Origin of the sequence: uncultured Limimaricola sp. (assembly GCF_964022235.1) — a bacterium.
GTDB lineage: Bacteria > Pseudomonadota > Alphaproteobacteria > Rhodobacterales > Rhodobacteraceae > Limimaricola.
Window position 1 is genome coordinate 14,155 of record NZ_CAXHZL010000001.1, and the last position, 26,662, is coordinate 40,816.

The 26,662-nt window shown below is 67.5% G+C and carries 27 protein-coding genes; 10 read left to right on the forward strand and 17 right to left on the reverse strand.

Translation table 11 applies throughout. From position 1 onward, the window contains the following. Positions 1–13: 13 nt before the first annotated feature. The 4 genes from AADJ02_RS00080 to leuC all read right to left on the reverse strand — a co-directional run bounded on the left by AADJ02_RS00080 (position 14) and on the right by leuC (position 4,365). A complete protein-coding gene (locus AADJ02_RS00080; RefSeq protein WP_341210960.1) occupies positions 14–1,111 on the reverse strand; it encodes an endonuclease/exonuclease/phosphatase family protein in 1,098 nt (365 codons plus the stop codon). Next, positions 1,108–1,941 carry a hypothetical protein gene (locus tag AADJ02_RS00085; RefSeq protein ID WP_341210961.1) on the reverse strand — a complete coding sequence of 278 codons (834 nt, stop codon included), beginning with the start codon at positions 1,939–1,941 and terminating at the stop codon, positions 1,108–1,110. The genes AADJ02_RS00080 and AADJ02_RS00085 overlap by 4 nt, the downstream gene beginning before the upstream one ends. Positions 1,942–2,356: 415 nt before the next feature. Continuing rightward, positions 2,357–2,962 (reverse strand): 3-isopropylmalate dehydratase small subunit, encoded by a 606-nt coding sequence (leuD, locus tag AADJ02_RS00090; RefSeq protein WP_341210962.1) that lies wholly within the window; start codon positions 2,960–2,962, stop codon positions 2,357–2,359. Beyond that, entirely contained in the window at positions 2,962–4,365 is a 1,404-nt protein-coding gene (gene leuC, locus AADJ02_RS00095; protein ID WP_341210963.1) for a 3-isopropylmalate dehydratase large subunit, read from the reverse strand. Before leuC ends, leuD begins: the two co-directional genes overlap by 1 nt. A gap of 308 nt (positions 4,366–4,673) precedes the next feature. On the opposite strand from leuC, the gene AADJ02_RS00100 reads away from it, so the two are divergent. The 9 genes from AADJ02_RS00100 (at position 4,674) to AADJ02_RS00140 (ending at position 12,741) form a co-directional block, all read left to right on the forward strand. Continuing rightward, the gene (locus tag AADJ02_RS00100) at positions 4,674–6,098 is read left to right on the forward strand and encodes a mechanosensitive ion channel domain-containing protein (protein WP_341210964.1); all 1,425 of its coding nucleotides are present in this window, start codon (positions 4,674–4,676) and stop codon (positions 6,096–6,098) included. 158 nt (positions 6,099–6,256) lie between these two features. Further along, positions 6,257–6,622, forward strand: a complete 366-nt coding sequence (rsfS, locus tag AADJ02_RS00105; RefSeq protein WP_341210965.1) for a ribosome silencing factor — start codon at positions 6,257–6,259, stop codon at positions 6,620–6,622. Beyond that, positions 6,622–7,092 carry a 23S rRNA (pseudouridine(1915)-N(3))-methyltransferase RlmH gene (rlmH, locus tag AADJ02_RS00110; protein ID WP_341210966.1) on the forward strand — a complete coding sequence of 157 codons (471 nt, stop codon included), beginning with the start codon at positions 6,622–6,624 and terminating at the stop codon, positions 7,090–7,092. Before rsfS ends, rlmH begins: the two co-directional genes overlap by 1 nt. Positions 7,093–7,191: 99 nt before the next feature. Next, positions 7,192–8,706, forward strand: coding sequence for a 2,3-bisphosphoglycerate-independent phosphoglycerate mutase (gene gpmI / locus AADJ02_RS00115; protein WP_341210967.1), 1,515 nt, complete (start codon positions 7,192–7,194; stop codon positions 8,704–8,706). Continuing rightward, positions 8,703–9,821: a peptidase M23 gene (locus AADJ02_RS00120; protein WP_341210968.1), complete on the forward strand. Its 1,119-nt coding sequence runs from the start codon at positions 8,703–8,705 to the stop codon at positions 9,819–9,821. Before gpmI ends, AADJ02_RS00120 begins: the two co-directional genes overlap by 4 nt. Before the next feature lie 52 nt (positions 9,822–9,873). Further along, positions 9,874–11,277 carry a S41 family peptidase gene (locus AADJ02_RS00125; protein ID WP_341210969.1) on the forward strand — a complete coding sequence of 468 codons (1,404 nt, stop codon included), beginning with the start codon at positions 9,874–9,876 and terminating at the stop codon, positions 11,275–11,277. Continuing rightward, positions 11,274–11,756, forward strand: coding sequence for an RNA pyrophosphohydrolase (locus AADJ02_RS00130; protein ID WP_341210970.1), 483 nt, complete (start codon positions 11,274–11,276; stop codon positions 11,754–11,756). The genes AADJ02_RS00125 and AADJ02_RS00130 overlap by 4 nt, the downstream gene beginning before the upstream one ends. Before the next feature lie 50 nt (positions 11,757–11,806). Beyond that, the gene (locus AADJ02_RS00135; protein ID WP_341210971.1) at positions 11,807–12,220 is read left to right on the forward strand and encodes a hypothetical protein; all 414 of its coding nucleotides are present in this window, start codon (positions 11,807–11,809) and stop codon (positions 12,218–12,220) included. Next, positions 12,217–12,741, forward strand: a complete 525-nt coding sequence (locus tag AADJ02_RS00140) for a GNAT family N-acetyltransferase (RefSeq protein WP_341210972.1) — start codon at positions 12,217–12,219, stop codon at positions 12,739–12,741. Before AADJ02_RS00135 ends, AADJ02_RS00140 begins: the two co-directional genes overlap by 4 nt. Positions 12,742–12,754: 13 nt before the next feature. Here AADJ02_RS00140 and AADJ02_RS00145 read toward each other — a convergent pair whose 3' ends face one another. From AADJ02_RS00145 to dapD, 9 genes are all read right to left on the reverse strand, one after another. After that, a complete protein-coding gene (locus AADJ02_RS00145; protein ID WP_341210973.1) occupies positions 12,755–13,894 on the reverse strand; it encodes a lytic murein transglycosylase in 1,140 nt (379 codons plus the stop codon). Positions 13,895–14,127: 233 nt separating this feature from the next. Beyond that, entirely contained in the window at positions 14,128–15,642 is a 1,515-nt protein-coding gene (locus AADJ02_RS00150; protein ID WP_341210974.1) for an FAD-dependent oxidoreductase, read from the reverse strand. A 63-nt stretch (positions 15,643–15,705) separates the two neighbouring features. Next, complete coding sequence (rnr, locus tag AADJ02_RS00155; protein ID WP_341210975.1) at positions 15,706–17,970, reverse strand: ribonuclease R; 2,265 nt, start codon at positions 17,968–17,970, stop codon at positions 15,706–15,708. 54 nt (positions 17,971–18,024) lie between these two features. Continuing rightward, entirely contained in the window at positions 18,025–18,453 is a 429-nt protein-coding gene (locus AADJ02_RS00160) for a GNAT family N-acetyltransferase (RefSeq protein WP_341210976.1), read from the reverse strand. Beyond that, positions 18,450–19,598 carry a succinyl-diaminopimelate desuccinylase gene (gene dapE / locus AADJ02_RS00165; protein WP_341210977.1) on the reverse strand — a complete coding sequence of 383 codons (1,149 nt, stop codon included), beginning with the start codon at positions 19,596–19,598 and terminating at the stop codon, positions 18,450–18,452. The genes AADJ02_RS00160 and dapE overlap by 4 nt, the downstream gene beginning before the upstream one ends. A 76-nt stretch (positions 19,599–19,674) precedes the next feature. Next, on the reverse strand, positions 19,675–20,040 hold the full coding sequence (locus tag AADJ02_RS00170; RefSeq protein ID WP_341210978.1) for a hypothetical protein: 366 nt from the start codon (positions 20,038–20,040) through the stop codon (positions 19,675–19,677). Between the two features lie 106 nt (positions 20,041–20,146). Further along, positions 20,147–20,404, reverse strand: coding sequence for a GlsB/YeaQ/YmgE family stress response membrane protein (locus AADJ02_RS00175; RefSeq protein ID WP_341210979.1), 258 nt, complete (start codon positions 20,402–20,404; stop codon positions 20,147–20,149). Positions 20,405–20,568: 164 nt separating this feature from the next. Continuing rightward, positions 20,569–21,597 (reverse strand): sodium:calcium antiporter, encoded by a 1,029-nt coding sequence (locus AADJ02_RS00180; protein WP_341210980.1) that lies wholly within the window; start codon positions 21,595–21,597, stop codon positions 20,569–20,571. Positions 21,598–21,723: 126 nt separating this feature from the next. Continuing rightward, the gene (dapD, locus tag AADJ02_RS00185; RefSeq protein WP_341210981.1) at positions 21,724–22,557 is read right to left on the reverse strand and encodes a 2,3,4,5-tetrahydropyridine-2,6-dicarboxylate N-succinyltransferase; all 834 of its coding nucleotides are present in this window, start codon (positions 22,555–22,557) and stop codon (positions 21,724–21,726) included. A 90-nt stretch (positions 22,558–22,647) separates the two neighbouring features. Between dapD and AADJ02_RS00190 the strand changes: the two genes are divergently transcribed. Next, positions 22,648–23,499 carry a TIGR00730 family Rossman fold protein gene (locus AADJ02_RS00190; protein WP_341210982.1) on the forward strand — a complete coding sequence of 284 codons (852 nt, stop codon included), beginning with the start codon at positions 22,648–22,650 and terminating at the stop codon, positions 23,497–23,499. Positions 23,500–23,634: 135 nt separating this feature from the next. Here AADJ02_RS00190 and AADJ02_RS00195 read toward each other — a convergent pair whose 3' ends face one another. From AADJ02_RS00195 to AADJ02_RS00210, 4 genes are all read right to left on the reverse strand, one after another. Then, positions 23,635–23,847, reverse strand: a complete 213-nt coding sequence (locus tag AADJ02_RS00195; protein WP_341210983.1) for a DUF2945 domain-containing protein — start codon at positions 23,845–23,847, stop codon at positions 23,635–23,637. A gap of 61 nt (positions 23,848–23,908) precedes the next feature. Beyond that, positions 23,909–24,712: a hypothetical protein gene (locus tag AADJ02_RS00200; protein WP_341210984.1), complete on the reverse strand. Its 804-nt coding sequence runs from the start codon at positions 24,710–24,712 to the stop codon at positions 23,909–23,911. A gap of 39 nt (positions 24,713–24,751) precedes the next feature. Then, a complete protein-coding gene (gene rlmN / locus AADJ02_RS00205; protein WP_341210985.1) occupies positions 24,752–25,951 on the reverse strand; it encodes a 23S rRNA (adenine(2503)-C(2))-methyltransferase RlmN in 1,200 nt (399 codons plus the stop codon). Between the two features lie 108 nt (positions 25,952–26,059). Further along, complete coding sequence (locus AADJ02_RS00210; protein ID WP_341210986.1) at positions 26,060–26,599, reverse strand: invasion associated locus B family protein; 540 nt, start codon at positions 26,597–26,599, stop codon at positions 26,060–26,062. Positions 26,600–26,662: the final 63 nt, after the last annotated feature.

Below are 26,662 nucleotides of genomic sequence, written 5' to 3' on the forward strand. Positions count from 1 at the left end.
TGCAGCCGGAGCCTCACTCCAACTCGAGGTCGACCCAGACCAGCCGGTGCGCCGAGGCGCGCGCGGCGGCTTCGGCGATCTCGCCCGCTTCTGGCCAGACCACGCCCGCACCCGTGACGGCAAGACCCGCGCGCGAGGGCAGGATGTAGTCGACGCGCAGGTTGCCGGGGCCATCTGGGGCCGCGTCCCAATCGGCGGTATCAAGGCCGGGATCGCCCGACTGATCCGCATCGGCGCTGGCGCGCCCGCCCTCGCTCGGAGGGCGCGGATCGACAAGCCTTGGGTCGCCCAGCAGATCGCGCATGGTCTCGTGCCGTCCGGCACCATCGATAGGGTCGAGGTTGGCAAGGCCGATGATCGCAAAGGGCGGCTCCGGCGGCGCGCCGAGATCGCCGTCCATGAGCCGCTGCCACAGCCGGATCTCGTCGCGATTGCGCAGCCCGTTGAGGTCTTCGGGGCCGTCGAACACCGGCGGCGTCGCGGCAAAGGCCATGAGGGTAAGCGGGCCTTGTGGCGTGTGCACCGTCACCACCCAGTGCCCGGTGCTCGACAATCGCCGCGCCGCCTGCGCCTCGGGCGAGGGGAAGGGCATGCCGCCCAGCGTGGGCTGGGTCGCGCCGGGCAGGTCGCGCCAGAGCAGGGGGGTGAGGTCGCGCAGCAGGTCGATCGGATGACGCGACAGCAGCGCCATCGCACCCTCGCCGGTAAAACGCCCGTAGCCCTGCGCGTCGCGGGCGCGGCCCGGCCGGCCGTCGCCGTCGAGGTCCAGCCCCGAGAGGCGGCCCGCGTTCGATGGCAGGGCGAGCAGATGCGGATAGTCCGGCCCGCCCAATCCGCGCAGCAGCTCCGCGAAGGCGGTGAGGGCCACGTTCTGCGCGTCGTGATCAAAGCCGGTCAGCAGCAGGATATCGGGGGCGGCGTGGGCGATGATCCGGGCGGCGTCGCCGACCTGCGCCTCCTCGCGCCGGATGTCGCGCAGCAGCAGGCCGGGGCCATCACGGCTCAGGCCGGGGTCGTAGGTGGCGAGGCGGAGCGGGTCAGCCGGGGCAGGGCCGGCCAGCAGAACGAGAAGGGTAGCAAACAGGGCGCTGGCGCGCGCCCCTTGCCTCATGCGGGCAGCAGCCCGGCCTCGCGCGCCGTGGCGCGTTCACGCTGGGCTCCGATCATGTCGGCTACGCGCTGCAACGCCACGCCGCGCATCAGCAGGCTCGCCGGCAGGAAGGCCCAGGCGGTGATGGTCCAGATCAGCGTGTGCGGGTTCGACAGGTTGAGCGGGCCGAACATCGGCCCACCGATGGTCAGCAGTGCCGGGATCACGAAGGGCAGCAGGAAACCCAGCACGAGGTTGAACTGCCCGTCGCGGCGCAGCCGCCAGATCACGTCGGATCCGGAAGTCGGATCGAAGGTGGGCAGGTTGATCCAGACGTTGAAGTTGCCGGTACGCATCGGCCAGCCGCGAAAGCGCAGCAGCAGGGCAAAAAGCACCAGCGACGAGAGCGAGATCACGTAGCTCAGCGCGGCGCCGCCGCGGACCTGATCGGCGAGTGCGGCGGGCGTGCCGTCGGGCAGGGTCAACATGAGCAGCCGCACTGGCGAATAGGGGATGTCGAGAGCATGGCCGAGCGGGGCGGCCAAGGCGACGACAAGCGCGGTGATGGTCGAGGCTTCGCCGGTGTCGCGTATCATCAGCGACAACAGGAACACCGCCGCCGCCGTCGTCACGAAGCGGATCCGGTTGAAGGGCTGGGCATCGCGGAATTCGACGAGGCTCGGCGAGAGCGAGGTGTATTCGACCGCCGTGAAAAGCCCGGCGGCCAGCGCCACGAGGGCGACGATTTCGGGGGTGCCCGATCCACCTGACGGCAGCAGCATCGAGGGTGTCGCGATCATCAACACCACCAGCGCCGCCCGCAGGAGTCCTCCTGTCAGTCGCGTGACCATAGTTTGCCCATTCCTGCGCCGGGCGGCCACGTTTACATGTCGCGGCTCTATACCGGCGTGACGCGGCCCAAACGAGCCGACTTGCCTCAATCCTGCCACTATTTGTGCCCTTTCCCGATGAAGGCAGCAACGAATAGTTATTAAGAAGCCCTTGAACTGCGGCGCTTTTGCGACGGGTGGGGCACAGCAATGGACCCAAAATACGGCATTTCATCTCGAATGACGGGCGTTTCAATCACTCATGTTGTGGGTGTTCGTGATAAAATATCCATATATGGTTGTTCCGGGGTGACCTTGCGGCAATATCCGTTCGTACAGGGTCCAAATGCAATGAGGCGGCCCCGGGGGGCCGCCTCATTTGTGTCCGAATCATCAACGGCTTGGGTCAGGGCTTTTCAGGAAGCTGACCGCAAGTTCAGACCCACGGGCGCGCCTGGCTCGCCTGGCCCTCGAAGCTGTCGATCGCGGCGGCCTTTTCGAGCGTCAGGCCGATGTCGTCGAGGCCTTCGAGCAGGCAATGCTTGCGGAAAGGGTCGACCTCGAAGGCAAAGCTCTCGCCCTCGGAGGTGGTCACGGTCTGGTTCTCAAGATCGATGTCGAGACGGGCGTTCGAGCCCTTCTCGGCATCCTTCATCAGCACGTCGATCTGCTCTTGGGGCAGGGTGATCGGCAGGATGCCGTTCTTGAAGCAGTTGTTGAAGAAGATGTCGGCGAAGCTCGTCGAGATCACGCATTTGATCCCGAAGTCCTTGATCGCCCAAGGCGCGTGTTCGCGCGAGGAGCCGCAGCCGAAGTTGTCGCCCGCGACGATGATCTCGGCATCGCGGTAGGCCGCGTTGTTGAGAACGAAGTCGGGGTTCTCCGAGCCGTCGTCTAGATAGCGCATCTCGGCGAAGAGGTTCACCCCGAGCCCCGACCGTTTGATGGTCTTGAGGAACTGCTTGGGGATGATCATGTCCGTGTCGATGTTGACCAGCGGCATGGGGGCGGCGACGCCCGAGAAGCTTTCGAACTTGTCCATCACATCATCTCCCGCACGTCAGTCAGGTGTCCGGTGATCGCGGCAGCCGCCGCCATCGCCGGGCTCATCAGGTGGGTGCGCCCGCCCTTGCCCTGGCGCCCCTCGAAGTTGCGGTTCGAGGTCGCCGCACAACGCTCGCCCGGGGCGAGCTGGTCGGGGTTCATCGCCAGACACATCGAGCAGCCGGCGAGGCGCCACTCGAAGCCCGCCTCCTTGAAGATGTCGGCAAGGCCCTCTTCCTCGGCCTGCGCGCGCACGAGGCCCGAGCCGGGCACGACCATGGCGCGCATGCCGTCCTTGATCTTCTTGCCCTTGAGGATCGCCGCGGCGGCGCGCAGGTCCTCGATCCGACCGTTGGTGCACGAGCCGATGAAGACCGTGTCGATCTTGATGTCCCTGAGCGGCGTGCCGGCGGTTAGGCCCATGTAGTCGAGCGCGCGCTTTGCAGCGTCGACCTTGCCGCCTTTGAAGCTGGAGGGATCCGGCACGACATCGGTGATCGCCAGCACGTCCTCGGGCGAGGTGCCCCAGGTGACGACCGGGGCGATGTCTTCGCCACGGATGGTGATGACCTTGTCCCAATGCGCGTCGTCATCGGAGTAGAGCGTCTTCCACCAGTCGAGCGCCGCCTCCCACTGCGCGCCCTTGGGCGCGTGCGGACGGCCTTTTACATAGTCGAAGGTGGTCTGGTCCGGCGCGATGAGACCGGCGCGGGCGCCGCCCTCGATCGCCATGTTGCAGACCGTCATCCGGCCTTCCATGGACAGCGCGCGGATCGCCTCGCCGCAATACTCGATCACGTAGCCGGTGCCGCCGGCGGTGCCGGTGCGGCCGATCACCGAAAGGGTGATGTCCTTGGCGGTAACGCCGGGACGCAGCTGGCCGGTGATCTCGACCTTCATGTTCTTGGACTTCGACTGGATCAGCGTCTGGGTGGCGAGCACGTGCTCGACCTCGGAGGTGCCGATGCCATGCGCAAGCGAGCCGAAAGCGCCATGCGTCGCGGTGTGGCTGTCGCCGCAGACCACGGTCATGCCGGGCAGGGTCCAGCCCTGCTCGGGGCCGACGATGTGCACGATGCCCTGACGCACGTCGGAGACGGGATAGTAGTTGATCCCGAAATCGCGCGCGTTCTTGTCGAGAGCCTCGACCTGGATGCGGCTGTCCTCGTTCTCGATGATCTTGTCGCGCCCGGCGGTGGTCGGCACGTTGTGGTCCGGCACCGCGATGGTCTTTTCAGGCGCACGCACTTGGCGGCCGGTCATGCGCAGACCTTCGAAGGCCTGCGGGCTGGTGACCTCGTGCACGAGGTGACGGTCGATATAAAGCAGGCTGGAGCCGTCCTCGGCCTCATGGACGAGGTGGGCGTCCCAGATCTTGTCGTAGAGTGTCTTGCCGGTCATGGGAGATATCCTCTTGCGGCTGGATGAAGGTGACGGGGCACGCCGAAGGGTGGATCGGGCGTGCCTGAAGGGGTCGATCGGGCGCGCATCCGCGCCCCGCCGCGTCAAAGCCGCGCGAGGATCGTGCAGGTCGCGCCAAAGAACCGCCAAGGCAGTCGTGCGCGATCATCCATGTCGAAGACCCGTGTCATGGCGTTCAGATACTCCGTCGGACCTTGCGGCACAAGAGCCTCGCGTGGCCTTGGGCGGCTGGACCGGGGGGCGGCCGCGCTACATGCTCGGGCCAAAGAGGCAGGACGGAGCGGGCGATGGAGCCGGAGACCGGGTTGGACGACGTGGCAGGGGCCGCAACGGCGGAGGCGGGCGAGACCGCCGCCGAAATGGCGCAGCAGGCGGCTGACGCGCCGGAGGTCATCGCCGCCGCCGCGGGCGATCTCAGCGACCGGCTGCTGCGCGATGCGGAACGTGTGGTGCAAGGGGTGATGCAGCCGTGGAACGCCTGGCAGGTCGCGATCCTGCTTGGGGCCTTTGCATTGGCGCATCTGGGCCGGGCCTGGCTGGGGCCCAAGTTGCACGACTGGATGCGCAGCCGCGCCGGTTGGCCGCGCTGGCGGATGCGCTACGCGGTGACGCTGCACCGGCGGTTGCGCGCGGTGCTGTTCGTGGCGCTGATCTGGATCTCCGTCGCTGTGGTCGAACAGGTGGCGCCGCCCGGCGGCACGGCGGTGCTGCGCATCGCGGCCAACCTCGCGACCGGCTGGCTCTTCGTGGCGCTGGTGTCGCGGCTGATCGTCAATCCGCTCTTGCGCGGCATCGTGCGCTACGGCGCCTGGACCTGGATCACCCTGCGCATCCTCGATCTGACGGAAGAAACCGCGCGGCTGCTCGACAGTCTCGCCATCGATATGGGCGATCTTCGGATCTCGGTGCTTCTGGTGCTCAAGGCGGCGATGGTGCTGGGCGTGGCCTTCTTCATCGCCCGGCTGCTGGCGCGCACCTCGGCGCACCGGATCGAGACCAACCGCGAGATCAGCCCCTCGATGCAGGTGCTGGCGGTCAAGCTGTCGCAGCTGCTGTTTTACGGCATCGCCGTCTTCGTGGGGCTGCGCGCAGTGGGCGTCGACCTGACCGGCCTTGCGGTGCTGTCGGGGGCGATCGGTGTCGGTCTCGGCTTCGGCCTTCAAAAGGTCGTGTCGAACCTCGTGTCGGGCCTGATCATTCTTCTCGACAAGTCGATCAAGCCCGGCGATGTGATCTCGCTGGGCGAGACCTTCGGCTGGATCTCGACGCTGGGGGCGCGCTACGCCTCCGTCGTCACCCGCGACGGCAAGGAATACCTGATCCCGAACGAGGATCTGATCACCACGCAGGTGGTCAACTGGACCCATTCCGACAACTCGGTGCGCATCGACATCAGCTTTGGCGCCTCCTACGGCGACGATCCGCACCTCGTGCGGAGGGTCTCGATCGCGGCTGCCGCGAGTTGCACGCGGGTTCTGGAAAAGCCCGCCCCGGTCTGCCATATCACCGCCTTCGGCGATTCGAGCGTGGACTACACCCTGCGCTTCTGGATCGACGATGCGACGGCGGGGCTCACCAATATCCGCGGCGACGTGTTTCTGGCGCTTTGGGACGCGTTCAAGGCCGAGGGCATCTCGATTCCCTTTCCGCAACGCGAGGTTCGGGTGCTCGATGGCTCCGCCTTGCGTGTCGCGCAACCCACCGCCGAGTGACGGCATGCGAGGGCCGGGATCGTTGAAAACGAGCCCTTGCCTTGCTACATTGATGTTATGCCCGGCGCCGGGGCAAAGTCGGCGGCGTGAAACCGGAGGATGATGACCTGTCCCTTTCCACCCACGCGGCCTCAGCCGCACCCCGGGGCGCGGGCCTGATGGCCGGGGCGCCCTCCGCGACGAGCGAAAAGCTGCTGGCAGCTATCCTCGCCTCCCTCGATGACGACAAGGCCGAAGACATCGTGCAGATCGATCTGCGCGGGCGTTCCGAAATGGGCGATTACATGGTGATCGCCTCGGGCCGTTCGACCCGTCAGGTCGCCGCCATCGCCGAACACCTGACCGACAAGGTCAAGCAGGAGTACGGCGTGCTCTCGAAGACCGAGGGCAAGGAAACCGGCGACTGGGTGCTGATCGACACCGGCGACGTGATCGTGCACGTGTTCCGACCCGAGGTGCGCGAGTTCTATCAGCTGGAGAAAATGTGGGCGCCTTCCGGGGCGGCCGCCGACAACTTCCGCTGATGCGCGTCAGGATCTGCGCGGTGGGCCGGATGAAATCCGGCCCCGAACGCGCTTTGGTCGATGATTACACCACCCGGTTCGACCGGACCGGGCGGGCGCTGGGCCTCGGACCTCTCACCATCACCGAAGTCGACGATCGCAAGGGCGGTGGCATGGCCGCCGAGGCCCTGCTGCTTGATCGTGCGATCCCCGAAGGCGCGGTGATCTGCGCCATGGACGAACGTGGCCGCGAGATGACCTCGCCCGAGTTCGCGCAGATGCTCGCGGGCTGGCGCGATCAGGGCCGCTCGGAGGTGGCCTTCGTGATCGGCGGCGCCGACGGGATCGACCCCGCCCTGCGCGCCCGTACCGACGCCATGCTGTCGTTCGGCCCGATGGTCTGGCCGCACATGCTGGTGCGCGCGATGCTCACCGAACAGCTCTACCGCGCCGCCTCGATCCTCGCCGGATCGCCTTATCACAGGGTCTGAAATCCGGGCCCGACACCGGGGTCTTGGCCCCGCCTCAGTGGACATCGTCGCCGCTTTGCCTCAGGACTGGCCACGAGATTTCACGAGGAGGCTTTTCCGATGGCGACACCCAAACCCGTGGTCCTGTGCATCCTCGACGGTTGGGGCCTGCGCAACGAGACCACCGGCAATGCGCCCGCCCTCGCCAAGACCCCGACCTTCGACCGGATCATGCAGGGCCCGCACGCGACGCTGACCACGCATGGCCCCGACGTGGGCCTGCCCTCGGGCCAGATGGGCAACTCCGAGGTCGGTCACACCAACATCGGCGCGGGCCGTGTCGTCGCGATGGATCTGGGCCAGATCGACCTCGCCATCGAGGACGGCTCCTTCTTCGATGCCGAGGCCATCGTCGATTTCGCCAAGACGCTGCAGGACTCGGGCGGCACCGCGCATCTGTTCGGCGTCGTCTCGGACGGCGGTGTGCACGGCCATCTCGATCACATCGTCGCCGCCGCCAAGGCGCTGCGCGACCGCGATGTGGCCGTCACGATCCACGCCATCACCGACGGGCGCGACGTCGCGCCAAGTTCGGCGGATGCCTATATCGAGGACCTGATCGAGAAGCTGCCCGAGGGCACGAAGATCGCCACCGTGATCGGGCGCTACTTTGCCATGGATCGCGACAACCGCTGGGACCGGGTGAAGACCGCTTACGACGCCATCGTAACGGGCGAGGGCAACCGCGCCGACGACCCGCTTTCGGCGGTCAAGGCTGCTTGGGACGCGGGCAAGACCGACGAGTTCGTCCCCGCCACCGTGATCGGCGATTACGCCGGCATTCAGCCGCAGGACGGGTTGTTCTGTCTCAACTTCCGCGCCGACCGCGCGCGCGAAATCCTGGCCGCCATCGCCGATCCCGACTTCGACGGGTTCGAACGTGGCGCGGCCCCGGCGCTGGCCGCGCGTCTCGGCATGGTCGAATATTCCGACCGGCATGTGGCGTGGTACAAGGCGGTGTTTCCCAAGCGCGACATCGTCAACACGCTGGGCGCATGGGTCGCGTCCAAGGGTCTCACGCAGTTTCGCCTCGCCGAGACCGAAAAGTACCCGCATGTCACTTTCTTCCTCAACGGCGGCAAGGAAGAGCCGGAGGTCGGCGAGGATCGGTTCATGCCGAAATCGCCCAATGTCGCGACCTATGACATGCAGCCCGAAATGTCCTCCGAAGAGGTGACGCAGGCCTTCGTCGGGGCGATCGAGAAGGGCTATGACCTGATCGTCACCAACTTTGCCAACCCCGACATGGTGGGCCACACCGGCGATCTCGATGCGGCGATCAAGGCCTGCGAAGCGGTGGACCGGGGCCTCGCGCAGGTCTGCGCGGCGCTGGAAAAAGCGGGCGGCGCGATGATCGTCACCGCCGATCACGGCAATTGCGAAACCATGATCGACCCCGAGACCGGCGGGCCGCACACCTCGCACACGCTGAACCCGGTGCCGGTGGCGCTGTTCGGCGGGCCTTCGGGCGCGACGTTGCGGACGGGGCGTCTGGCGGATCTCGCGCCGACGCTTCTTGACCTGATGGGCCTCGACCTGCCGCCCGAGATGACCGGGCGCAGCCTCATCGGATGAGGGCGGCGCTGCTCCTTGCTCTGACGCTGCTCTCCGGGCCCGCCATGGCGCAGGACACGGCGGCGGCGGCGCAGGCGGCGGCCGCGCGCCTTGCCGCCGCCGGGGAGTCGCTCGGGGCGGCGCAGGCGTCGCGCGACCGTGTCGCGGCGCTGACCGAGACGGTGCGCGCCTATGAAGAGGGGCTGGCGGCGCTGCGTGACGGGCTGCGCCGCGCCGCGATCCGCGAGCGCGCCATCGCGGTGGAGCTCGACGCCAAGCGCAACGAGATCGCGGGGCTTTTGGGCGCGCTCTTGTCGATGTCGCGCGCGCCCGCGCCGCTGTTGCTGCTGCACCCGGCAGGCTCGCTGGGCACCGCGCGCTCAGGCCTCATCGCGACCGAGGTAACGCCAGCGCTTCAAGCCGAGGCCGAGGCCCTGCGCGCCGACTTGCAGGAGGCCGCCGACCTCGCGGCCCTGCAGCAAAGCGCCATCGGCACGCTGGAGGAGGGGCTTGCGGGGGCGCAATCGGCGCGCAGCGCGCTGTCTGAGGCGATCTCCGAGCGCACCGATCTGCCGCTGCGCTTCAACGAAGACCCTGTGGCAACGGCCCTGCTGCTGGCCTCGACCGACACGCTCGACGCCTTTGCCTCGGGCCTTGCCCAGACCGTCGACACCGAGCTGTCGAGCACCGTACCCGATGCCTCGGCCCAAAAGGGCGGCATCGCGCTGCCGGTGCAGGGCCAGGTGCTTCGCGGCTTTGGCGAGGCGGACGCCTCGGGCGTGGCGCGGCCCGGCCTCGTCATCGCCACCGCGCCGCGCAGCCTCGTCTCCACGCCGGTCGCGGCGACCTTGCGGTTTCGCGGTGAACTGCTGGACTACGGCAACGTCGCGATCCTTGAGCCGGCCTCCGGGGTGCTGGTGATCCTCGCGGGGCTGGCCGAGGTCTATGGCCGCACCGGAGAGATCCTGCCTGCGGGGGCCGCGGTCGGCCTGATGGGCGGAGAGCCGCCCGCACCGCACGAAATCTTGACTGAAACGGCGCAGGGTGGTGGCGCACAGCAGTCGGAAACGCTTTATCTGGAAGTGCGGGAGGGCGACGCGCCCGTCGACCCCGCGACATGGTTTGCGCCGGGCTGACCGGCGCGCACCCAATTGGCGGCTTGGGCCGCAGGCAGAGGGAAAGTTGCGCATGAGGAAACTGGTACTGGCGGCGCTCGGCGGAACCGCGCTCGGGCTCGTCGTCACGACGCAGGTGGCAGGACCGCTCGTCGCACAAGAGGCCGAGCGCAACGCGAGCGTCTACGAGCAACTCGACCTCTTCGGCGACATCTTCGAACGCATTCGTGCCGAATATGTCGAGCAGGTCGACGAGGGCGACCTGATCGAGGCCGCGATCAACGGCATGCTGACCTCGCTCGATCCGCATTCGTCCTACCTGTCGCCGGATGACGCCGCCGACATGCGCACCCAGACACGCGGTGAGTTCGGCGGCCTCGGCATCGAGGTCACGCAAGAAGAGGGGATCGTGAAGGTCGTCTCGCCGATGGACGGCACCCCCGCCGACGCCGCCGGCATCCTCGCGGGCGATTTCATCACCGCCGTCGACGGCGAGAGCGTGCTGGGGCTGACGCTTGACGATGCGGTGGACCTGATGCGCGGGCCGGTGGGTTCGGAGATCATCATCACCGTGGTGCGCGAAGGCGAGGACGAACCCTTCGACGTGTCGATCATCCGCGACACCATCAAGCTCAACGCCGTGCGCGCGCGCACCGAAGGCGACACCATTGTGGTGCGCGTCACCACCTTCAACGATCAGACCTTCCCGGACCTCAAGAAGGGTCTGGCTGATGAGATCGAAAAAGCGGGTGGGCTCGAAAACATCAACGGCGTCGTGCTCGATCTTCGCAACAACCCCGGTGGCCTGCTCAATCAGGCGATCTATGTGTCGGACGCCTTCCTCGAGGCGGGCGAGATCGTCTCGACCCGGGGCCGCGACGTGGCGCAGTCGGATCGCAACAACGCGACGCCAGGCGACCTGATCGAAGGTCAGCCGATGGTGGTGCTGGTCAACGGCGGCTCGGCCTCTGCCTCCGAGATCGTCGCCGGGGCGCTTCAGGACCATCGCCGCGCCATCGTCGTCGGCACCCAGAGCTTCGGCAAGGGGTCGGTCCAGACCGTGATGCCGCTGCGCGGCGAGGGCGCGATGCGCCTGACCACGGCACGCTACTACACGCCCTCCGGCCGCTCGATCCAGGCGCTGGGCATCTCGCCCGACATCATCGTCGAGCAGCCGCGTCCGAAGCCGGTGGAGGAGACCGCCGAAGAGGGGACGTCGTCGCGCCCGCTGCGCTCGGAAGCCGACCTGCGCGGTAGCCTCGACAATGACAGCTTGACCGAGGATGAGATCAAGCAGCTCGAAGAGGACCGCGCGCGGGCCGAGGCCGCCGCCGAGCTGCGCGAGCAGGACTACCAGCTCGCCTATGCGATCGACATCCTCAAGGGTCTCTCCGCGCTCGGCCCCCGCGCGCTGCCCGATCCCGACAAGCGCGCCGAAGCTCCTGTTGAGGCCGGTGAGGAGGAGACCGCCCAGTGAGACCCGACTCGATCGCCGCCCTGCCGTTCCGCCCCTGCGTCGGGGTCATGCTGGCAAATGCCGAGGGCCGGATCTTCGTCGGCCAGCGGGTCGACCGCGACCGCGACGCCTGGCAGATGCCGCAGGGCGGCATCGATCCGGGCGAGGACGTGACCACGGCGGCGCTGCGCGAGCTGGGCGAGGAGACCGGCGTGACACCCGACAAGGTGATCATGGTGGCCCAGACCGAAGAGCCGCTTCGCTACGACCTTCCCTCCGACGTGGTGCCGCATATCTGGGGGGGGCGCTATCGCGGCCAGGCCCAGACCTGGGTGCTGATGCGCTTTACCGGGACGGACGGGGATATCGACATCGCCACCGAGCACCCGGAGTTCAGCGCATGGAAATGGATCGACCCCGCCGAGCTGGTCTCGGCCATCGTGCCCTTCAAGCGGCGCGTCTACGAGCAGGTGCTGGAACAGCTCGGGCCGCTGGTCTGATCGCGCTTCTCGCGGCGGCGGCGCAGCCCGCCGCCGCGCTCTCCTGCCTGGTGCCGGACCCGGTCCGCAGCTTCGCGGAGATCCACGCGGCGCCTGAGAGCTACCGTGCCTATGTCGGCCGCTTCGCCTTCGACGTCTCGAAGCTGCCCTACTCTGACGCGCCCGCCGATGTCAGCGCCACCCCGAACCCGATCCCGGCCGACTTCACCGGCCACCAGCTCGGGCCGACCGGCTTCGACACGCCGGTCGAAGCGGCGATGCTATTGCAGCCCAGTTGCCTCGGCCCGTGGTGCGGCGGGCTGGCGCCGGATGACGAGGTGCTGGTCTTCGCACGCGAGGAGGACGGCGTGCTGATCGTCGATCTGGAGCCCTGTCCCGGCAAGGTGCAGGCCGCGCCTGATGCCGAGACCCGTGACAAGCTGGCCGCCTGCATGCGCGGCGAAGACTGCAGGGTGGCCGAATGAAGGACGAGACCACGGCGGTGCGCATCGCGCCGATCACGCTCGACGACGTCGAGGGGTTCCGCGCCGCGCTCGACTCGGTGGCGCGCGAGCGGCGGTTCCTGATCTTCTTGGAGGCGCCGCCGCCGGAGGCCGCGCGCGCGTTCGTCGCGGCCAACCTGCGCGAAGGCAATCCGCAATTCGTCGCGCATGACGGCGGCCGCGTCGTCGGCTGGTGCGACATCCAGCGCTCGTCCCATGCCGTGCGGGCGCATTGCGGCACGCTCGGCATGGGCGTGGTGACGGGGCATCGCGGCCGGGGCATCGGCCGAGCGCTGCTCGACGCCACGCTGGAGGCGGCGCGCGGCGCGGGCGTAAGGCGGGTCGAGCTCAGCGCCTACGCCTCGAACCTGGCCGCCATCGCGCTCTACGAGCGCATGGGTTTCCGGCACGAGGGCCGCCAGCGCGACGCCTACCGGATCGACGGACGATTCGAGGACGCGGTGAGCATGGCGCTGGTCTGGCCCGAGGCGGCGGCGGGCTGAGCCCGCCGCGCGCTCAGCGCAGCCGGTTCAGCAGGCTCTCGGAGGCGAAACCATCGACGGCGAGGCCGTTGGCCTGCTGGTAGCCGCGGATCGCCGCGACCGAGTTCGGCCCGATGATGCCGTCGGTGCCGCCGGTATCATAGCCCAGCGCGGTCAGACGGCTCTGGATCTCGGCGCGCTCGGCGCGCTTGAGCGCCCGGCCCGTCGCCATCTTGGTGCGCAGCGGCCCGGCGCCCGCGATCCGGTCGCCCAGATGCCCGACGCCGATCGCATAGGCGTCGGCGGCGTTGTAGCGCTTGATGACATCGAAGTTCTTGAACGTCATGAAAGCCACCCCCTGCGCGCCCTCGGGCACGAGGATCTCGGCGGCACCGAAGTCGCGGATCTGGCCGCCGGTCGCGGCGCGCACGCCGAGCGATTGCCATTCGGCGGCGCTTTTCTTGGCCCCGCCCGCGAGACCAAAGTTGAAGCCCGCAGGCAGCACCACCTCAACGCCCCAAGGCTGGCCTTTGCGCCAGCCGAAGTTCGACAGGTATTTCGCCGTGGAGGCGAGACCGTCGGTCGGATCGTCCGACCAGATGTCGCGCCGTCCGTCGCCGCGGAAGTCCGCTGCATAGGCCTCGTAGCTGGTCGGGATGAACTGGGTGTGGCCCATCGCGCCCGCCCAGCTCCCGGTCATGCTTTCAGGCGCCACGTCGCCGTTCTGCAGGATTTTGAGCGCCGAGGTGAGCTGCTGCTCGAAGAAGCGCCCGCGACGGCCCTCGTAGGCCAGCGTGGCAAGGGCCGAGACGACGGGAATGTCGCCGCGCCGCTTGCCGAAGTTGCTTTCCATGCCCCAGACCGCGAGCACGGTCTGCCGGTCGACGCCGTAGCGGCCCTCGATCTCTGACAGCAGGCTCGAATACTGCGACAGCATCGCACGCCCGGTCTCGACCCGGGTGTCGGAGGCAGCGGTGGAGAGGTAATCGCCCAAGGATTTGGTGAATTCGGCCTGATTGCGGTCCTTTTCGATCACGCCGGGAATATAGCCAGCGGAGGCGAAGGCGCGGTCGAAGGTGCTGCCTGAGACGCCGGACGACAAGGCGCGGGACCGGTAGCCGCCGACCCAGTTCGAAAAACCTGCGTTGGGTCGGGGTCGCATCGAATCGTCCATCTGTTCCGCACGGGCCGGTGGCCGGGGCGAACGGTCGAGCGGGCCAGAGACCGCTCCGCAGGACGCCAGGGCCAAGAATGTGAGGCCCAGAAGGCCCGTCCGTCCAATGCTCGTCAAGATCCGCACCGCCTGCTCCTTTTGGTTTGTGGCAGCACTACCGCGATGCGGGTGAGTCGACACAGGGGCAGGGCATGGGGCGGCGGGAAACCGCTCAGGCGGGGCACGCTTTGGGATCAGGCCGGGAGCGGTCCGCCCGCATGGATCATCTCGGCATGGGCACGCGCGATCTCGGCGTCGCGGCCCGCACCCAAGAGCGCCATGACGCGGCCATCCTTGATATAGCGCGCAACGAAATCGCCCGTCGCCTCGCCCTCCATGCGAATCTCGTCCCAGCCTTCGGCGTGGCCGAGGTAGCGGTATTGCCGCGCCATCGCTGTCCAGAAGAACGGCACGTCGATGTCATCCGTGGCGCGCCCGAGCATTGCCCGTGCCGCCCGTGCGCCGTGCTGCCGCGCAACGCGCCAATGTTCGATCCGCACCGGCCCCCAGGGCCCCGGCACCCGCGCCACGTCGCCCGCCGCCCAGACGTCCGAAAGCCCTTCGACCGCGAGATCGGGACCGGTGCGCAGCCCACCGTCCTTGTCGGGGCTCAGCCCTTCGATCTCGGTCGCCGGACGCACGCCGATGGCGAGCAGCGCAAGATCGGCCTCGATCCTGTCGCCACCCTCGATCCGTACCGCCTCGAGCCGCCCGTCGCCGTCGAAGCCCGCGACCTTGGCCCCGGTGACGAAGCGCACGCCCCTGGCCTCGTGCTCGGCCCGGATCGCGCGGCCCACTTCCTCGCCGACGATCTTTGCCAGCGGCACCTCCTCGCGCAGCACCACCGTGACGTCGAGACCGCGCTTGGCGAGGCTCAAGGCCGCCTCCATGCCGGTAAAGCCCCCGCCCACGATGACCGCGCGCCGGGCCTTGCCCGCGGCGCTCGACAGGACTTCGGCCTGCTGGCGCGAGCGAAGATGATAGAGGCCGCCCAGATCGGCCCCGGGCAGGTCGAGCAGGTTGGCGGTGCCGCCGGTGGCGATGAGCAGTTTGTCATAGCCATACGCCGCGCCAGACAGGGTGCGGACCTCACGCGCGGTGGTGTCGATTGCGGCCACGCGGCCTTCGACGAGATCGATGTCGCGCTCGGCCAGCGCCTCTGGCCCTGTCAGGGTAAGACGGCGCGGCGCATCGCCGCTTGCCAGAACGGATTTGCTCAGCAGCGTGCGATCATAGGGCGGCTGCCCCTCGGGCGAGATCATCTTGATGCGGCCTTCGAAGCCCTCCTCGCGCAGGGTCAGCGCGCAGGCGTCTGCGGCAGCGCCTGTGCCCGCGATGACGATGCTGCGGGTTTTGTCACCGCCGCGAACATGTGGCGGCGCGGAGTGGGGGTCCGCAGCTTCGGGCACCTCGACAAAGACATGGCCGTCGCGCTGTTCCACCGCGTAGCGGCGTAGGTCGCCGTGGCCCGGCGGCTGCGTCTGGCGGCCCGACGAGACGTCGAAGCAGGCATGGTGGAAAGCGCAGATCAGCCGGTCGCCATCGAGGTGGCCCTTGGAAAGCGGCAGGCCGAAGTGTGGGCAGGCATGGGCGAGGGCCGTAACCTCTTGGCCTCGCCGGATCACGAGGATCGCGGTGTCGCCCGCCATCACCTTGAGCGGGCAGTTCTCCTCGAGATCGTCGCGTGCGCCGATATCGTGCTGTGCCATGCGTCCCTCCACCGGTGGCCTACTTGGGCGAACCGGTGAAGGGGGGCGGGGTTCCACAACGGATCAGCGCTTGCGCGTGACCTTGCGCTTTTCCTTCTTGGCCTTGACGGCGGCCTTCTTCTTGGCGGCCCCCGCCTTGTGGCGCGGCGGCTTGCCGGGGCGGCGCGAGGGGCCGCGCGGCATGGTGGCGCCGTCGATCTCGACCAGTTCGGCGATCAGCCCGCCCGAGATCGGCGCGGCCTCGACGAGGCGTGCGGTGACCCGCTGGCCCAGCCCGATGACGCGGCCGCTGTCCGAGCCCATCAGCGTCTGGCTCTCGGCGTCGAAATGGAAGAACTCGGCCCCGAGCGAACGGATCGGCACCAGCGCGTCGGCGCCGGTCTCGTCGAGCTTCACGAAGACGCCGAAGCGGGCGATGCCGCTGATCCTTCCCGGAAGCTCCGCACCGATCCGGTCGGACATGAAGGCCGCGAGGTAGCGGTCGGTGGTGTCGCGCTCGGCCAGCATTGAGCGGCGCTCGGTGTCGGAGATCTGCTTGGCGGTCTCTTCGAGCCTTTCGAGGTCGTGGTCGGACAAGCCGTCCTTGCCCCAGCCATGTGCCGATACGAGGCCGCGATGCACGATCAGGTCGGAATAGCGCCGGATCGGCGAAGTGAAATGCGCGTAGTCGCGCAAAGCCAGACCGAAGTGGCCGAAATTCTCGGCGTTGTAATAGGCCTGCGTCATCGAGCGCAGCGTTGCGAGGTTGATCAATTCGGCGGATTCGGTCCCCACCGCCTGCGCCAGCAGACGGTTGAGATGCGCGGTCTTGAGCACCTGCCCCTTGGCCAGCGTCAGCCCCGATCCCTTCACCACCTCGCGCAGCGCGTCGAGCTTGTCGGGGTTGGGCTCCTCATGGACGCGGAACAGCAGCGGCTGGCGTTTGGCGATCAGCGTCTCGGCGGCGCAGACGTTGGCCAGCACCATGAACTCCTCGATCAAACGGTGCGCGTCGAGCCGGTCCTTGAAGGAGATCGAGGTGACCTGACCCATCTCGTTCAGCTCGATCCGCCGCTCGGGCAGGTCCAACTCAAGGGGCTGCCGCCGCTCGCGCGCCTTCTTGAGCGCGGCATAGGCGGCCCAGAGGGGGCGCAGCACCTCGTCGAGCATGGTGGCGGCGCGGTCCGAAGGGGTGCCGTCGATCGCCTCCTGCGCCTCTTCGTAGGACATCGAGGCGGCCGAGCGCATCAGCGCGCGTTCGAACTTGTGGCCGATCTTGTGGCCCTCGGCGTCGATGCGGATGCGCACGGCGATCACCGCGCGCGGCACGCCTTCGTGCAAGGAGCACAGGTCGCCTGAGAGGCGGTCGGGCAGCATCGGCACGACCCGGTCGGGGAAATAGGTGGAGTTGCCGCGCTTGCGCGCCTCGCGGTCCAATTCCGAGCCGGGCGTGACGTAGTGGGCGACATCGGCGATCGCGACCCAAAGGATATGGCCGCCCTCGTTGTCGGGGGCGTCGTCGGGCTGGGCCAGCACCGCGTCGTCGTGGTCGCGTGCATCCGAGGGGTCGATGGTGATCAGCGGCAGCTCGCGCAGGTCGGTGCGCCCCTTGAGGCCCGCGGGCTTCATCTTGTCGGCCTCGGCCAGCACCTGATCGGGGAAGTGGTCGGGGATGCCGTGCTGATGGATCGCGATGAGCGAGACGGCGCGCGGGGCCGTCGGGTCGCCCAGACGCGACATGATGCGCGCTTTCGGCAGTCCGAGGCGGCCTTTCGGCCCCGACTGCTCGGCCTCCACGAGTTCGCCGTCCTTTGCGCCGTGCTCGGCCCCTTCGGGGATGATCCACTGCTTGTCGACGCCCTTGTCGATGGGCACGATCCGACCGCCTTCGGAGAATTTCTTGAAGATGCCGAGGATGCGCAGCGGGTTGGTGCCGATCTTGCGGATCAACCGCGCGGTATAGTCGTGCTCTTCGCCCGGCGTGGCGGTGAGCTTGGCGAGGATGCGGTCGCCCGCGCCCATCGCCGCGTCGCTCTCGCGCGGGAGCAGCAGCACCTTGGGGCCTTCGCCCTCGCCGTGCCATTCGAGCGCGCGGGCCCAGAGATCCCCATCCGCATCGGGCGCCAGCACCGAAAGCACCGAGACGGGCGGCAACCGCTCGGGGTCGCGGTAGGTCTTGCGCTTTTTCTCGAGATGCCCTTCGGCCTCGAGTTCGCGCAGGATGCGCTTGAGGTCGATCCGCGCCGCGCCCTTGATGCCGAAGGCACGGGCGATGTCGCGTTTCGCGGTCTGGGTCGGGTTGTCGGAGATCCATTGAAGGATCTCCTCGCGGGAGGGCAATCTGTTCATGGCGTGCAGGTAGCACGCGCATGGGGGGTCGTCACGCGATCACGTGGCGAAGCCTTACCGGTCGAGCCGCTTCTCCATGTCGCGGTGCGGGATACCTGCATCGTCGTATTCGGGGCCATAGGCGACATAGCCGAGCTTTTCGTAGAAGGGCAGGGCGTGGGTCTGGGCCGAGAGGTAGAGCCGAGTGACGCCGGGACGCGAGCGCAGCACCTCCTCGGCCATGCGCATGATCGCGGCACCCAGGCCCGTGCCGCGATGCTCGCGCAGCACGGCGACGCGGCCGATCTTGCCGGTCTCGCCGCGCAGCAAGAGCCGCGCGGTGCCCACGGGCACGCCGTCGCAGGAGGCCAGAAGGTGGATCGCCTCATGGTCCAGCCCGTCCATTTCGTCGGCCTCGGAGACGCTCTGCTCCTCGATGAAGACGGTGCGGCGCAGCGCGTGGCAATGGGTGAGGTCGGTGGTCTCGACGATCTCGTGTTTCACGTGAAGTAGCTCCCGAGAATGCGGGTGTAGACGGATTTGAGGCGGTGGATCTGGTCGATCTCCACCCGCTCGTCCACCTGATGCATGGTTTGGCCGACGAGGCCGAACTCGACCACCGGGCAATGGTTCTTGACGAAGCGCGCATCCGAGGTGCCGCCCGTTGTCGACAGCTCTGGGCGCAGGCCGGTCTCGGCCTCGACGGCTTCGGCCACCATTCGCGACAGATCCCCCGGCGGCGTCAGAAAGGCCTCGCCCGAGACCTTTACCTTGATGTCGATCTCGACGCCGAACTCCTCGGCGACCCAGTCGGCCTCGGCCCAGAGCCACTCTTGCAGGCTGCGACCCGTGTGCAGGTCGTTGAAGCGGATGTTGAGCGTCGCACGGGTCTGGCGCGGGATTACGTTGGTGGCCGGGTTGCCGGTGTCGAGCGTCACCACCGCCAGCGTCGAGGCATCGAAATGGTCGGTTCCGGTATCAAGCGCGTGGTTCGACAGCCGGTCCACCAGCCGCGCCATCGCCGGGATCGGGTTGTTGGCGCGGTGCGGATAGGCGGCGTGGCCCTGCACGCCGGTGACGGTGACAAAGGCGTTGAGCGAGCCGCGCCGCCCGATCTTGATCATCTCGCCAAAGGTCTCGGGGCAGGTCGGCTCACCGACGAGGCACATCTGCATCCGCTCACCGGTCTCGTCCATCCAGTCGAGCAGGGCCCGGGTGCCGTCGACGCCGTCGCCCTCCTCGTCGCCGGTGATGATCAGGATCACCGCGCCCTCGGGCGGCGTGGTGCGCACGAAGTCGACTGCGGCGGCGACGAAGGCGGCCACGCCCGACTTCATGTCGCAGGCCCCGCGCCCATAGAGCTGTCCGTCTTTCTCCTCGGCTCCAAAGGGATCGACCGACCAGTCGTCGCGGTTGCCCACCGGCACAACATCGGTGTGACCGTTGAAGCCGAAGGTTTTCTGCGAACCCTTGTCGCCCCATCGGGCAAAGAGGTTGGAGATGCCGCCGCGATCGACGCGCGTGCACGCAAAACCCGCCTCTTCGAGCAGGCCCTGCAACAGCACCAGCGCGCCGCCCTCGTCCGGTGTGACGGAGGCGCAGCGGATCAACCGTGCGGTCAGGTCGGCGGGGTCGGTGGTCTGGGGCATCCGGTCACTCCTTCGGCTGCGAGAAGGGGTAGCGCGGAGGCCTGGCGGTTTCAATCGACCGCGGTCGAAGGCCGGATCAATGCACCGTGTCGGAGCCGCCCTTGGCGTCCTCAAAGAACGGCGTCATCTGCGCCACGATCACCGAGTTTTCCTCGAGCGCGCGGCCCATCAACTCGCGCTCGTCCTCGTCGATGTCGTGACCTTCGGCGAGACGCTCGTCGAGCGTGCCGTAGCCGGTGACATCCAATGGGGCCAGATCGGCCTGCTTGAGGATGGCCACGGTCTCGCGCACCGCCTCGGCTTCGTCGACGCCGGAGGCATAGCACATGAGCGCGGCGCCGGTGGCCTCTTTGGGAAGACCATCGCCCTGCTTGCGGCCGACCTCGACCAGCAGCGTGTAGACCTGCTGCACCCGCTTGGGCTTGTCCTGTTTCTCGGCCATGCGCGTCTCCCTCATCCGATCTGCCCGCAGGTGGCATCACGGGTCCGGATGCGCAAGACCCCGCACCCTTTCGGGCACGGGGTCCTCGTTACGATCCAACTCGGGTTCAGGCGGTCTTGCCACGCACCAGCCGGGCGAGGAAGATCAGGATGCAGGCACCGATGAAGCCCGCGATCAGCGACCCGATCCAACCCACGAGCGCCTCGCCCATGATCAGGCTCAGCAGCCAGTTGAACAGCAACGCGCCCAAGATGCCGATGATGATGTTCATCAACAGGCCCATGTTCGCCTTCATCACCTTTTCAGCCAACCATCCGGCGATCGCGCCGATGATGATCGTCATGATCCAACCCACACCCGTCATGTCACTACTCCATAAACCTTGGGGCCCGGACCTCCCGGGCTGTTGAGGCGAAAACGAACCGCTCACGGAATCGTTCCCTGTCCAAAATCTTAACATGCCAAGGGTAGCGGGCAGGCAACGGCTTCGTGCGACGGGCGGCCTCGTGCGACGGGCACGACGCCTTGTCAGCCCAGGACCTCGACCGTGGCCGCGACAGCATAGACCGCGAGCATGGCGATGCTTTCGAAGCCGATCCGGGCGGGACCCTCACGTTGGCGGGCGATCAGACCGGCCAGCAGGATGCCGGTCATCAAGAGGCCGGTGCCGAGCCAGTAAAGATCGGTCGTGCCGACCGCGTGGTAAAGCGAGCCTTCGCGCAGGCTCACGTCCGAGGCCACGAGGAACAGCGTGTCGAAGGTGTTGCCGCCGATGATGCCACCGACCGCGAGCTGCAACGCGCCGCGCCGCACCGCGACGATGGTCGTGACGAACTCGGGTAGCGAGGTGACGACGGCGGTGATCAGCGATCCCACGAGACCCGATCGAAGCCCGAATCGTTCGATGAAGGCGCTGCCCACTTGCGCGATCACGAAGCCGCCCAGCCCCATCAGCACCACCAGCCCTGCAAAGCGCAGCGCCGGACCGGTGACGGACCGTCCAGCCTCCGCCTCGTCTTCGGGCTCGTCGGTGCGGGTCTCGGATGTCATCACAGGACGCCACATCGGCTCTTCGGAGACGCGGGCGGAAACGCGCACGCCGTAGAGGTAGGTGAGAAACAGCACCACCGACACGGGATGCACACCGAAATAGGCGATGTCGGGCCCGGCGATGGCGCACAGCGGCAGGCTGAGCAGGATCATCAGCATCACTGCCTGAAACAGGTTCGCGGGCTCGGCCGCGGCATGTTCGAGATTGGCGCGGCGATAGATCAGGTCGGCGATGGCCAGAAACAGGGTCTGCGCCGCGATGCCACCCACTGCGTTGGAAAAGGCAAACGAGGCGTCACCGTCGAGCGACGCCTTGACCGAGACGACCACACCCGCGAGCGAGGTTGCCCCCCCGAGGATGATGCCGCCCGCCATCGCCTCGCCCATGGAGGTGCGGTCGGCGATGATGTCGGCAAGCCTTGTGGCGCGGATCGAGGAGAAGATCACGGCCGCCCCCGCAAGCGCGAAGGCGACCAGAAGCAGCGGCAGGGACAGGTTTTGGATCATGGGGTCCCAAGCGCGCGGGTAGAAGCCGGGTTCCAAAGGCAGTGCCGGTTCCGGGGCCTTTGCGCCCATGATGCGAAAAGGGGACGCCGAAGCGCCCCCTTCCCCCGATGGTCCTTGAGGCGCGCGTCAGTCGCGCAGCAGCTCGTTGATGCCGGTCTTGGAGCGGGTCTGCGCGTCGACCTTTTTGACGATCACGGCGCAGTAGAGGTTCACGCCGCCCTTCGAGGGCAGCGAGCCCGAGACAACGACCGAGTAGGCCGGGATCTCGCCATAGGAGACCTCGCCGGTTTCGCGGTCGAAGATTTTGGTCGATTTGCCGATGTAGACACCCATGCCGAGCACCGCGCCCTCGCGCACGATGCAGCCCTCGACCACCTCGGAGCGCGCGCCAATGAAGCAGTTGTCTTCGATGATCGTCGGGCCGGCCTGCATCGGCTCGAGCACGCCGCCGATGCCGACGCCGCCCGAGAGGTGCACGTTCTTGCCGATCTGTGCGCAGGAGCCGACGGTGGCCCAGGTGTCGACCATGGTGCCGCTGTCGACATAGGCCCCGAGGTTCACGAAGGACGGCATCAGTACCACGCCCGGCGCGATATAGGCCGAGCGGCGCACGATGGCGTTGGGCACGGCGCGAAAGCCCGCCTCGCGCCAGCGGTTCTCGCCCCAGCCCTCGAACTTGCTGTCGACCTTGTCCCACCAGGTGCCGCCCTGCGGGCCGCCCGACTGCATTTCCATGTCCTTGATGCGAAAGCCAAGGAGCACGGCCTTCTTGGCCCACTGGTTCACGTGCCAATCCGCGCCACGCTTTTCAGCGACGCGCAGCGAGCCGGAATCCAAGGCGTTCAGCGTGTCCTCGATCGCCTCGCGGGTTTCGCCGGTGGTTTGCGGCGTGATCGTGTCGCGCGCCTCCCAGGCGGCCTCGATCGCGATTTCAAGCTGGGCGGTGTCGGTATCGGCCATGGGATGGGCTCCGGTTTGTGATGCGGCTCGGCTGCGGCTATAGACCGGATGCGGCAATCGGCGCAACGCGCCCTAGGGTAAGGAACCTGCATGACCAAGGACAGACGACACCTCATGCGCGACAGCCACGAGGACCAGCGCACCGCCGATCAGGTGCCGCAGACGCCGCAGACGATGTCGCCCTCCTACCGTCTCGCCTTTGCGGACGAAGATTTCCTGCTGCGCGACGACCTGCGCCCGGTGCGTTGGCAGCTCGAGCTTCTGAAGCCCGAACTGCTGATGAACGAGGCGGGGGTGAACTCCACCGTGGTGCTGTTCGGCGGCGCGCGCATCCCAGAGCCTGCCAAGAAGGGCACGGCCCGCACCCAGACGCTGGCCGAGCTCTCTGCCTTCTACGAAGAGGCGCGCCTCTTCGCGCGCCGGGTCACCGAATGGTCGATGGAGACCGGCGGCACCGAGAACGTCATCGTGACGGGCGGTGGCCCCGGCGTGATGGAGGCGGGCAACCGCGGCGCGCAGGAAGCGGGCGGCCGCTCGGTCGGGCTCAACATCGTGCTGCCGCACGAGCAGGCCCCGAACCCCTATGTGACGCCGGAGCTGGCGTTCAACTTTCACTACTTCGCGATCCGCAAGATGCACTTCCTGATGCGGGCCAAGGCGGTCTGCGTATTCCCCGGCGGCTTCGGCACGCTCGACGAGATGTTCGAGGCGCTGACGCTAATCCAGACGGGCCGGATGAAGCGCGTACCGTTCCTGCTGTTCGGGCGCGCCTTCTGGGAGAAGATCGTCAACTGGGACGCGCTGGCCGATGCGGGCACCATCGCCGAGGAGGATCTGGCGCTGTTCAAATTCGTCGAGACCGCCGACGAGGCGATCGAGGCGATGCAGAACTGGACCCACGCAGGCGAGCGGCGCGAGCACATCCCGGGCCGCGAGGAGTGATCCGTCGCACCGGGGCAGGGGCCTCGGGGGGAGGCGCGTCTAACGGCTAATACAAATGCAAAGCGCGCCCCCGAACATCGAGGGCGCGCTTTGCGATTCTCGTGACAGGGTGCGCAATGCCCAAAGGCCCGCCGTTCAGGCCTTGGAGATTTCCGATGCGCCCTTGAGCACCTCGTCGCAGTCGTCCTGCTCGATCAGATAGGCGGGGTCGTCCTCGCTGGCATTGCGGGTGATCTCCGCGCCCTTGATCTTGCGGGTGATCTTGCGCGTGTAGACCTTGGTGATCGTGCCGGTGCCGGTGCCATTGCCCCAGCTCCATTTCACCTTGTCGCCTTCGGAATGGCTCATGGCCGTGCCTCCGTTTCGGGTTGCACGGCCAACGAGTGGTGGCGGCGGCGGGTTCCGCGCCTCAGGCGGTGGCGGCGGGCCGGGACTGGCCCGGTTGCTGGCCCGTCTGCTGGCCGCCCTGCTTGGCAGCCTGCGCCAGCATCCGCAGCTCGGCCTGATTGCGACCGATCCGCATGCGCAGCGCCTCGGACAGCTCTTCGGGCTTCTTGCCCTGCACCGCAGCTGCCAGATCGCGGGTCTGCGCCATCAGCGCGGTCGCCCGCATTTCGCGGTTCGCCTTGGAGCGGGCAGGCACGAGGAACAGCGGCGTCAGCGACTTCAACTCGGGCTTTTCCGCGATCAGCGCGTCATAGCCGGGTTGATCGGTGATCGCCGTGATCTCGTGGTGAAAACCGATCTGGCCCGGCACCAGCAGATAGGCCTGCAGGTTGCGGCTGGCGTTGCGCAGCTGCAGCACCGAATGCTCGACATGCATCTTGAGCGTGAAGGAGGCCACGGGCCTAAGGGCGTCGAACTCCTTGGGCAGGGTTTTTTGCGGCATGCCCAAGAGCCGCGCCATCGCCTTGAGCACGTCGAGGGTCGAGGTCACGCCCAGCGCTTTCAGAAACCGCTCGCCGGAGGTCTTGGAGGCGCTCTCGTTCTTGGCCTCGCCCTTGGGCACGTAGAACGAAATGCCGTTGGCGAGCGGGATCGCGCCGGTCTGGGTCACCGGGCCGGTGTGTTTGCCCTCCTGCGCGGTGGCGTCCCAGACATAGACATCGCGCCAGACGGCGCGCGCGATCACCGGGTCGCCGAGGATCGCCTCGCGCGTCCTTGCGTCCACCGCCGCCACGTCGAATTCGATCCCGTTGAGCTTGATCTTCACGGCTCTCTCCCTCGTGGCGCACGGTTGATCCCGCGCGCCTTATCCCTGAACGTCCGCCGCGATCTCGGCGCGGCTCTTGCGCGCGCGCTCGGTCGCGGACTTCAGCTGGCCGCAGGCGGCCATGATGTCCTCGCCGCGCGGCGTGCGAATGGGGCTGGCGTAGCCCGCCTTGTAGATGATGTCGGCAAAGGCCCGGATCCGGTTGTTCGACGACCGCTCGTAGGGCGAGCCGGGCCATTCGTTGAAGGGGATCAGGTTGATCTTGGCCGGAATGCCATCGATCAGCTTTACCAGACGGCGCGCGTCCTCGTCGCTGTCGTTCACGTCCTTGAGCATCACGTACTCGAAGGTAATCCGCTCGGAGTTCGACAACTTGGGATAGGCGCGCAGCGCATCGAGCAGCTTTTCGATGTTCCACTTCTTGTTGATCGGTACCAGCTTGTCGCGCACCTCGTCGGTGGTCGCGTGAAAGCTCACCGCCAGCATGCAGCCGATTTCCTCGGCGGTGCGGGCGATCTCGGGCACGACTCCGCTCGTCGACAGGGTGATGCGGCGGCGCGAGAGCGAGAGGCCTTCGCCGTCCATCGCGATCTTCATCGCGTCGCGCACGCCCTCGAAATTGTAGAGCGGTTCGCCCATGCCCATCAGCACGATGTTCGACAAAAGCCGCGTCTCGTCCTTGGGCGCGCCGGGGGTGGGCCACTCCTCCAGATCGTCGCGCGCCAGCATGACCTGACCGATGATCTCGCCTGCCGTGAGGTTGCGCACCAGCTTTTGCGTGCCGGTGTGGCAGAACGAACAGGTCAGCGTGCAGCCGACCTGGGACGAAATGCACAGCGTCCCGCGATCCGTCTCGGGGATGTAGACCACCTCGACCTCGTGGCCGCCGGCGATCCGCACGAGGTACTTGCGCGTGCCATCGGAGGAGACCTGCTTGGAGACGATCTCGGGCAGCGAGATCACGAAGTTCGCGGCCAGCAGTTCGCGGTAGGGCTTGGCGAGGTTGGTCATTCCCTCGAACTCGCGCACGCCCCAGTGGTAGATCCACTGCCAAACCTGGTTCACCCGCATCTTGGCCTGCTTTTCGGGCGTGCCCGCCGCGATCAGTGCCTCGCGCATCGCGTCACGGCTCATCCCCACGAGGTTGGGCAGGCCCGGCGCAGCCTTGCGCGGGATGGTCATCACGTCCTGCGTGATCGGAGAAGTGGGGGCGACGTTCGGTGCAGCGGGGGCGGTCATGGGTGTACCTCGGGGCCGGGGGTGCCCGGCTCATATGGGAAAGCGGGCCCGGTCATCAAGGAAAACCGGCCCCGCTTCAGTGTAACATGGCGCCCCGAAGGGCGTGGATCAGCTTGTGCAGCGCTTGGCGGCCTCGTCCACCGCGGCGGTGAAGCCCAGAAGCGAGAAGGTGTCTTGGGTCTGGGTACCGCGGCCCGACCGGCCCGTCAGCACCGCGTCGGCCCCGCGCTTCATCGCCGCGACGATGGTGGCGTCGTCCTGAGGTGTCGCGGGCCAAGCCCAGTCGCCTTCGGTGAAGAGCTGGAAGTCCTGACCGCCAACCTCGAGCGTCACGGTGGAGCCCGACGCGAAAGGATAGCCGCCGGTAAAGGTCACCTGACCGTTCACGCCCTGAGCGGGGCGATAGAACACGAAAAGCAGGGTTTCGCCGCGGCTCACGGTGACGGGTTGGCCGTCCTTGGTGTTGAGCTGGCTCTTGGGGGCCGAGACGCCAAAGCACTCGACCGGATCGGTTTCCTGAAACACGCTCCAGTCGGTCTCTGCGGCGACCCGGTTCGACGCCTCCTGCGCAACGGCGCTCGTGGCGGCGGCGGCGATCATCGCGCCTGCCGACAGGGACCCGATCGCGCGGAAAAGTCGTGACATCATGTAGCAGCCTCCAGCTGTCTGGCCTCGTGGATGCCCCCGGCGCCTTTTCGACTGTAAGGGGCG

Excerpts from the sequence above, each read along its gene's own strand:
- AADJ02_RS00080 (WP_341210960.1), bottom strand. The coding sequence starts at position 1,111 with ATGAGGCAAGGGGCGCGCGCCAGCGCCCTGTTTGCTACCCTTCTCGTT.
- AADJ02_RS00085 (WP_341210961.1), bottom strand. The coding sequence starts at position 1,941 with ATGGTCACGCGACTGACAGGAGGACTCCTGCGGGCGGCGCTGGTGGTG.
- leuD (WP_341210962.1), bottom strand. The coding sequence starts at position 2,962 with ATGGACAAGTTCGAAAGCTTCTCGGGCGTCGCCGCCCCCATGCCGCTG.
- leuC (WP_341210963.1), bottom strand. The coding sequence starts at position 4,365 with ATGACCGGCAAGACACTCTACGACAAGATCTGGGACGCCCACCTCGTC.
- AADJ02_RS00100 (WP_341210964.1), top strand. The coding sequence starts at position 4,674 with ATGGAGCCGGAGACCGGGTTGGACGACGTGGCAGGGGCCGCAACGGCG.
- rsfS (WP_341210965.1), top strand. The coding sequence starts at position 6,257 with ATGGCCGGGGCGCCCTCCGCGACGAGCGAAAAGCTGCTGGCAGCTATC.
- rlmH (WP_341210966.1), top strand. The coding sequence starts at position 6,622 with ATGCGCGTCAGGATCTGCGCGGTGGGCCGGATGAAATCCGGCCCCGAA.
- gpmI (WP_341210967.1), top strand. The coding sequence starts at position 7,192 with ATGGCGACACCCAAACCCGTGGTCCTGTGCATCCTCGACGGTTGGGGC.
- AADJ02_RS00120 (WP_341210968.1), top strand. The coding sequence starts at position 8,703 with ATGAGGGCGGCGCTGCTCCTTGCTCTGACGCTGCTCTCCGGGCCCGCC.
- AADJ02_RS00125 (WP_341210969.1), top strand. The coding sequence starts at position 9,874 with ATGAGGAAACTGGTACTGGCGGCGCTCGGCGGAACCGCGCTCGGGCTC.
- AADJ02_RS00140 (WP_341210972.1), top strand. The coding sequence starts at position 12,217 with ATGAAGGACGAGACCACGGCGGTGCGCATCGCGCCGATCACGCTCGAC.
- AADJ02_RS00145 (WP_341210973.1), bottom strand. The coding sequence starts at position 13,894 with ATGGACGATTCGATGCGACCCCGACCCAACGCAGGTTTTTCGAACTGG.
- AADJ02_RS00150 (WP_341210974.1), bottom strand. The coding sequence starts at position 15,642 with ATGGCACAGCACGATATCGGCGCACGCGACGATCTCGAGGAGAACTGC.
- rnr (WP_341210975.1), bottom strand. The coding sequence starts at position 17,970 with ATGAACAGATTGCCCTCCCGCGAGGAGATCCTTCAATGGATCTCCGAC.
- dapE (WP_341210977.1), bottom strand. The coding sequence starts at position 19,598 with ATGCCCCAGACCACCGACCCCGCCGACCTGACCGCACGGTTGATCCGC.
- AADJ02_RS00170 (WP_341210978.1), bottom strand. The coding sequence starts at position 20,040 with ATGGCCGAGAAACAGGACAAGCCCAAGCGGGTGCAGCAGGTCTACACG.
- AADJ02_RS00175 (WP_341210979.1), bottom strand. The coding sequence starts at position 20,404 with ATGACGGGTGTGGGTTGGATCATGACGATCATCATCGGCGCGATCGCC.
- AADJ02_RS00180 (WP_341210980.1), bottom strand. The coding sequence starts at position 21,597 with ATGATCCAAAACCTGTCCCTGCCGCTGCTTCTGGTCGCCTTCGCGCTT.
- dapD (WP_341210981.1), bottom strand. The coding sequence starts at position 22,557 with ATGGCCGATACCGACACCGCCCAGCTTGAAATCGCGATCGAGGCCGCC.
- AADJ02_RS00190 (WP_341210982.1), top strand. The coding sequence starts at position 22,648 with ATGACCAAGGACAGACGACACCTCATGCGCGACAGCCACGAGGACCAG.
- AADJ02_RS00195 (WP_341210983.1), bottom strand. The coding sequence starts at position 23,847 with ATGAGCCATTCCGAAGGCGACAAGGTGAAATGGAGCTGGGGCAATGGC.
- rlmN (WP_341210985.1), bottom strand. The coding sequence starts at position 25,951 with ATGACCGCCCCCGCTGCACCGAACGTCGCCCCCACTTCTCCGATCACG.
- AADJ02_RS00210 (WP_341210986.1), bottom strand. The coding sequence starts at position 26,599 with ATGATGTCACGACTTTTCCGCGCGATCGGGTCCCTGTCGGCAGGCGCG.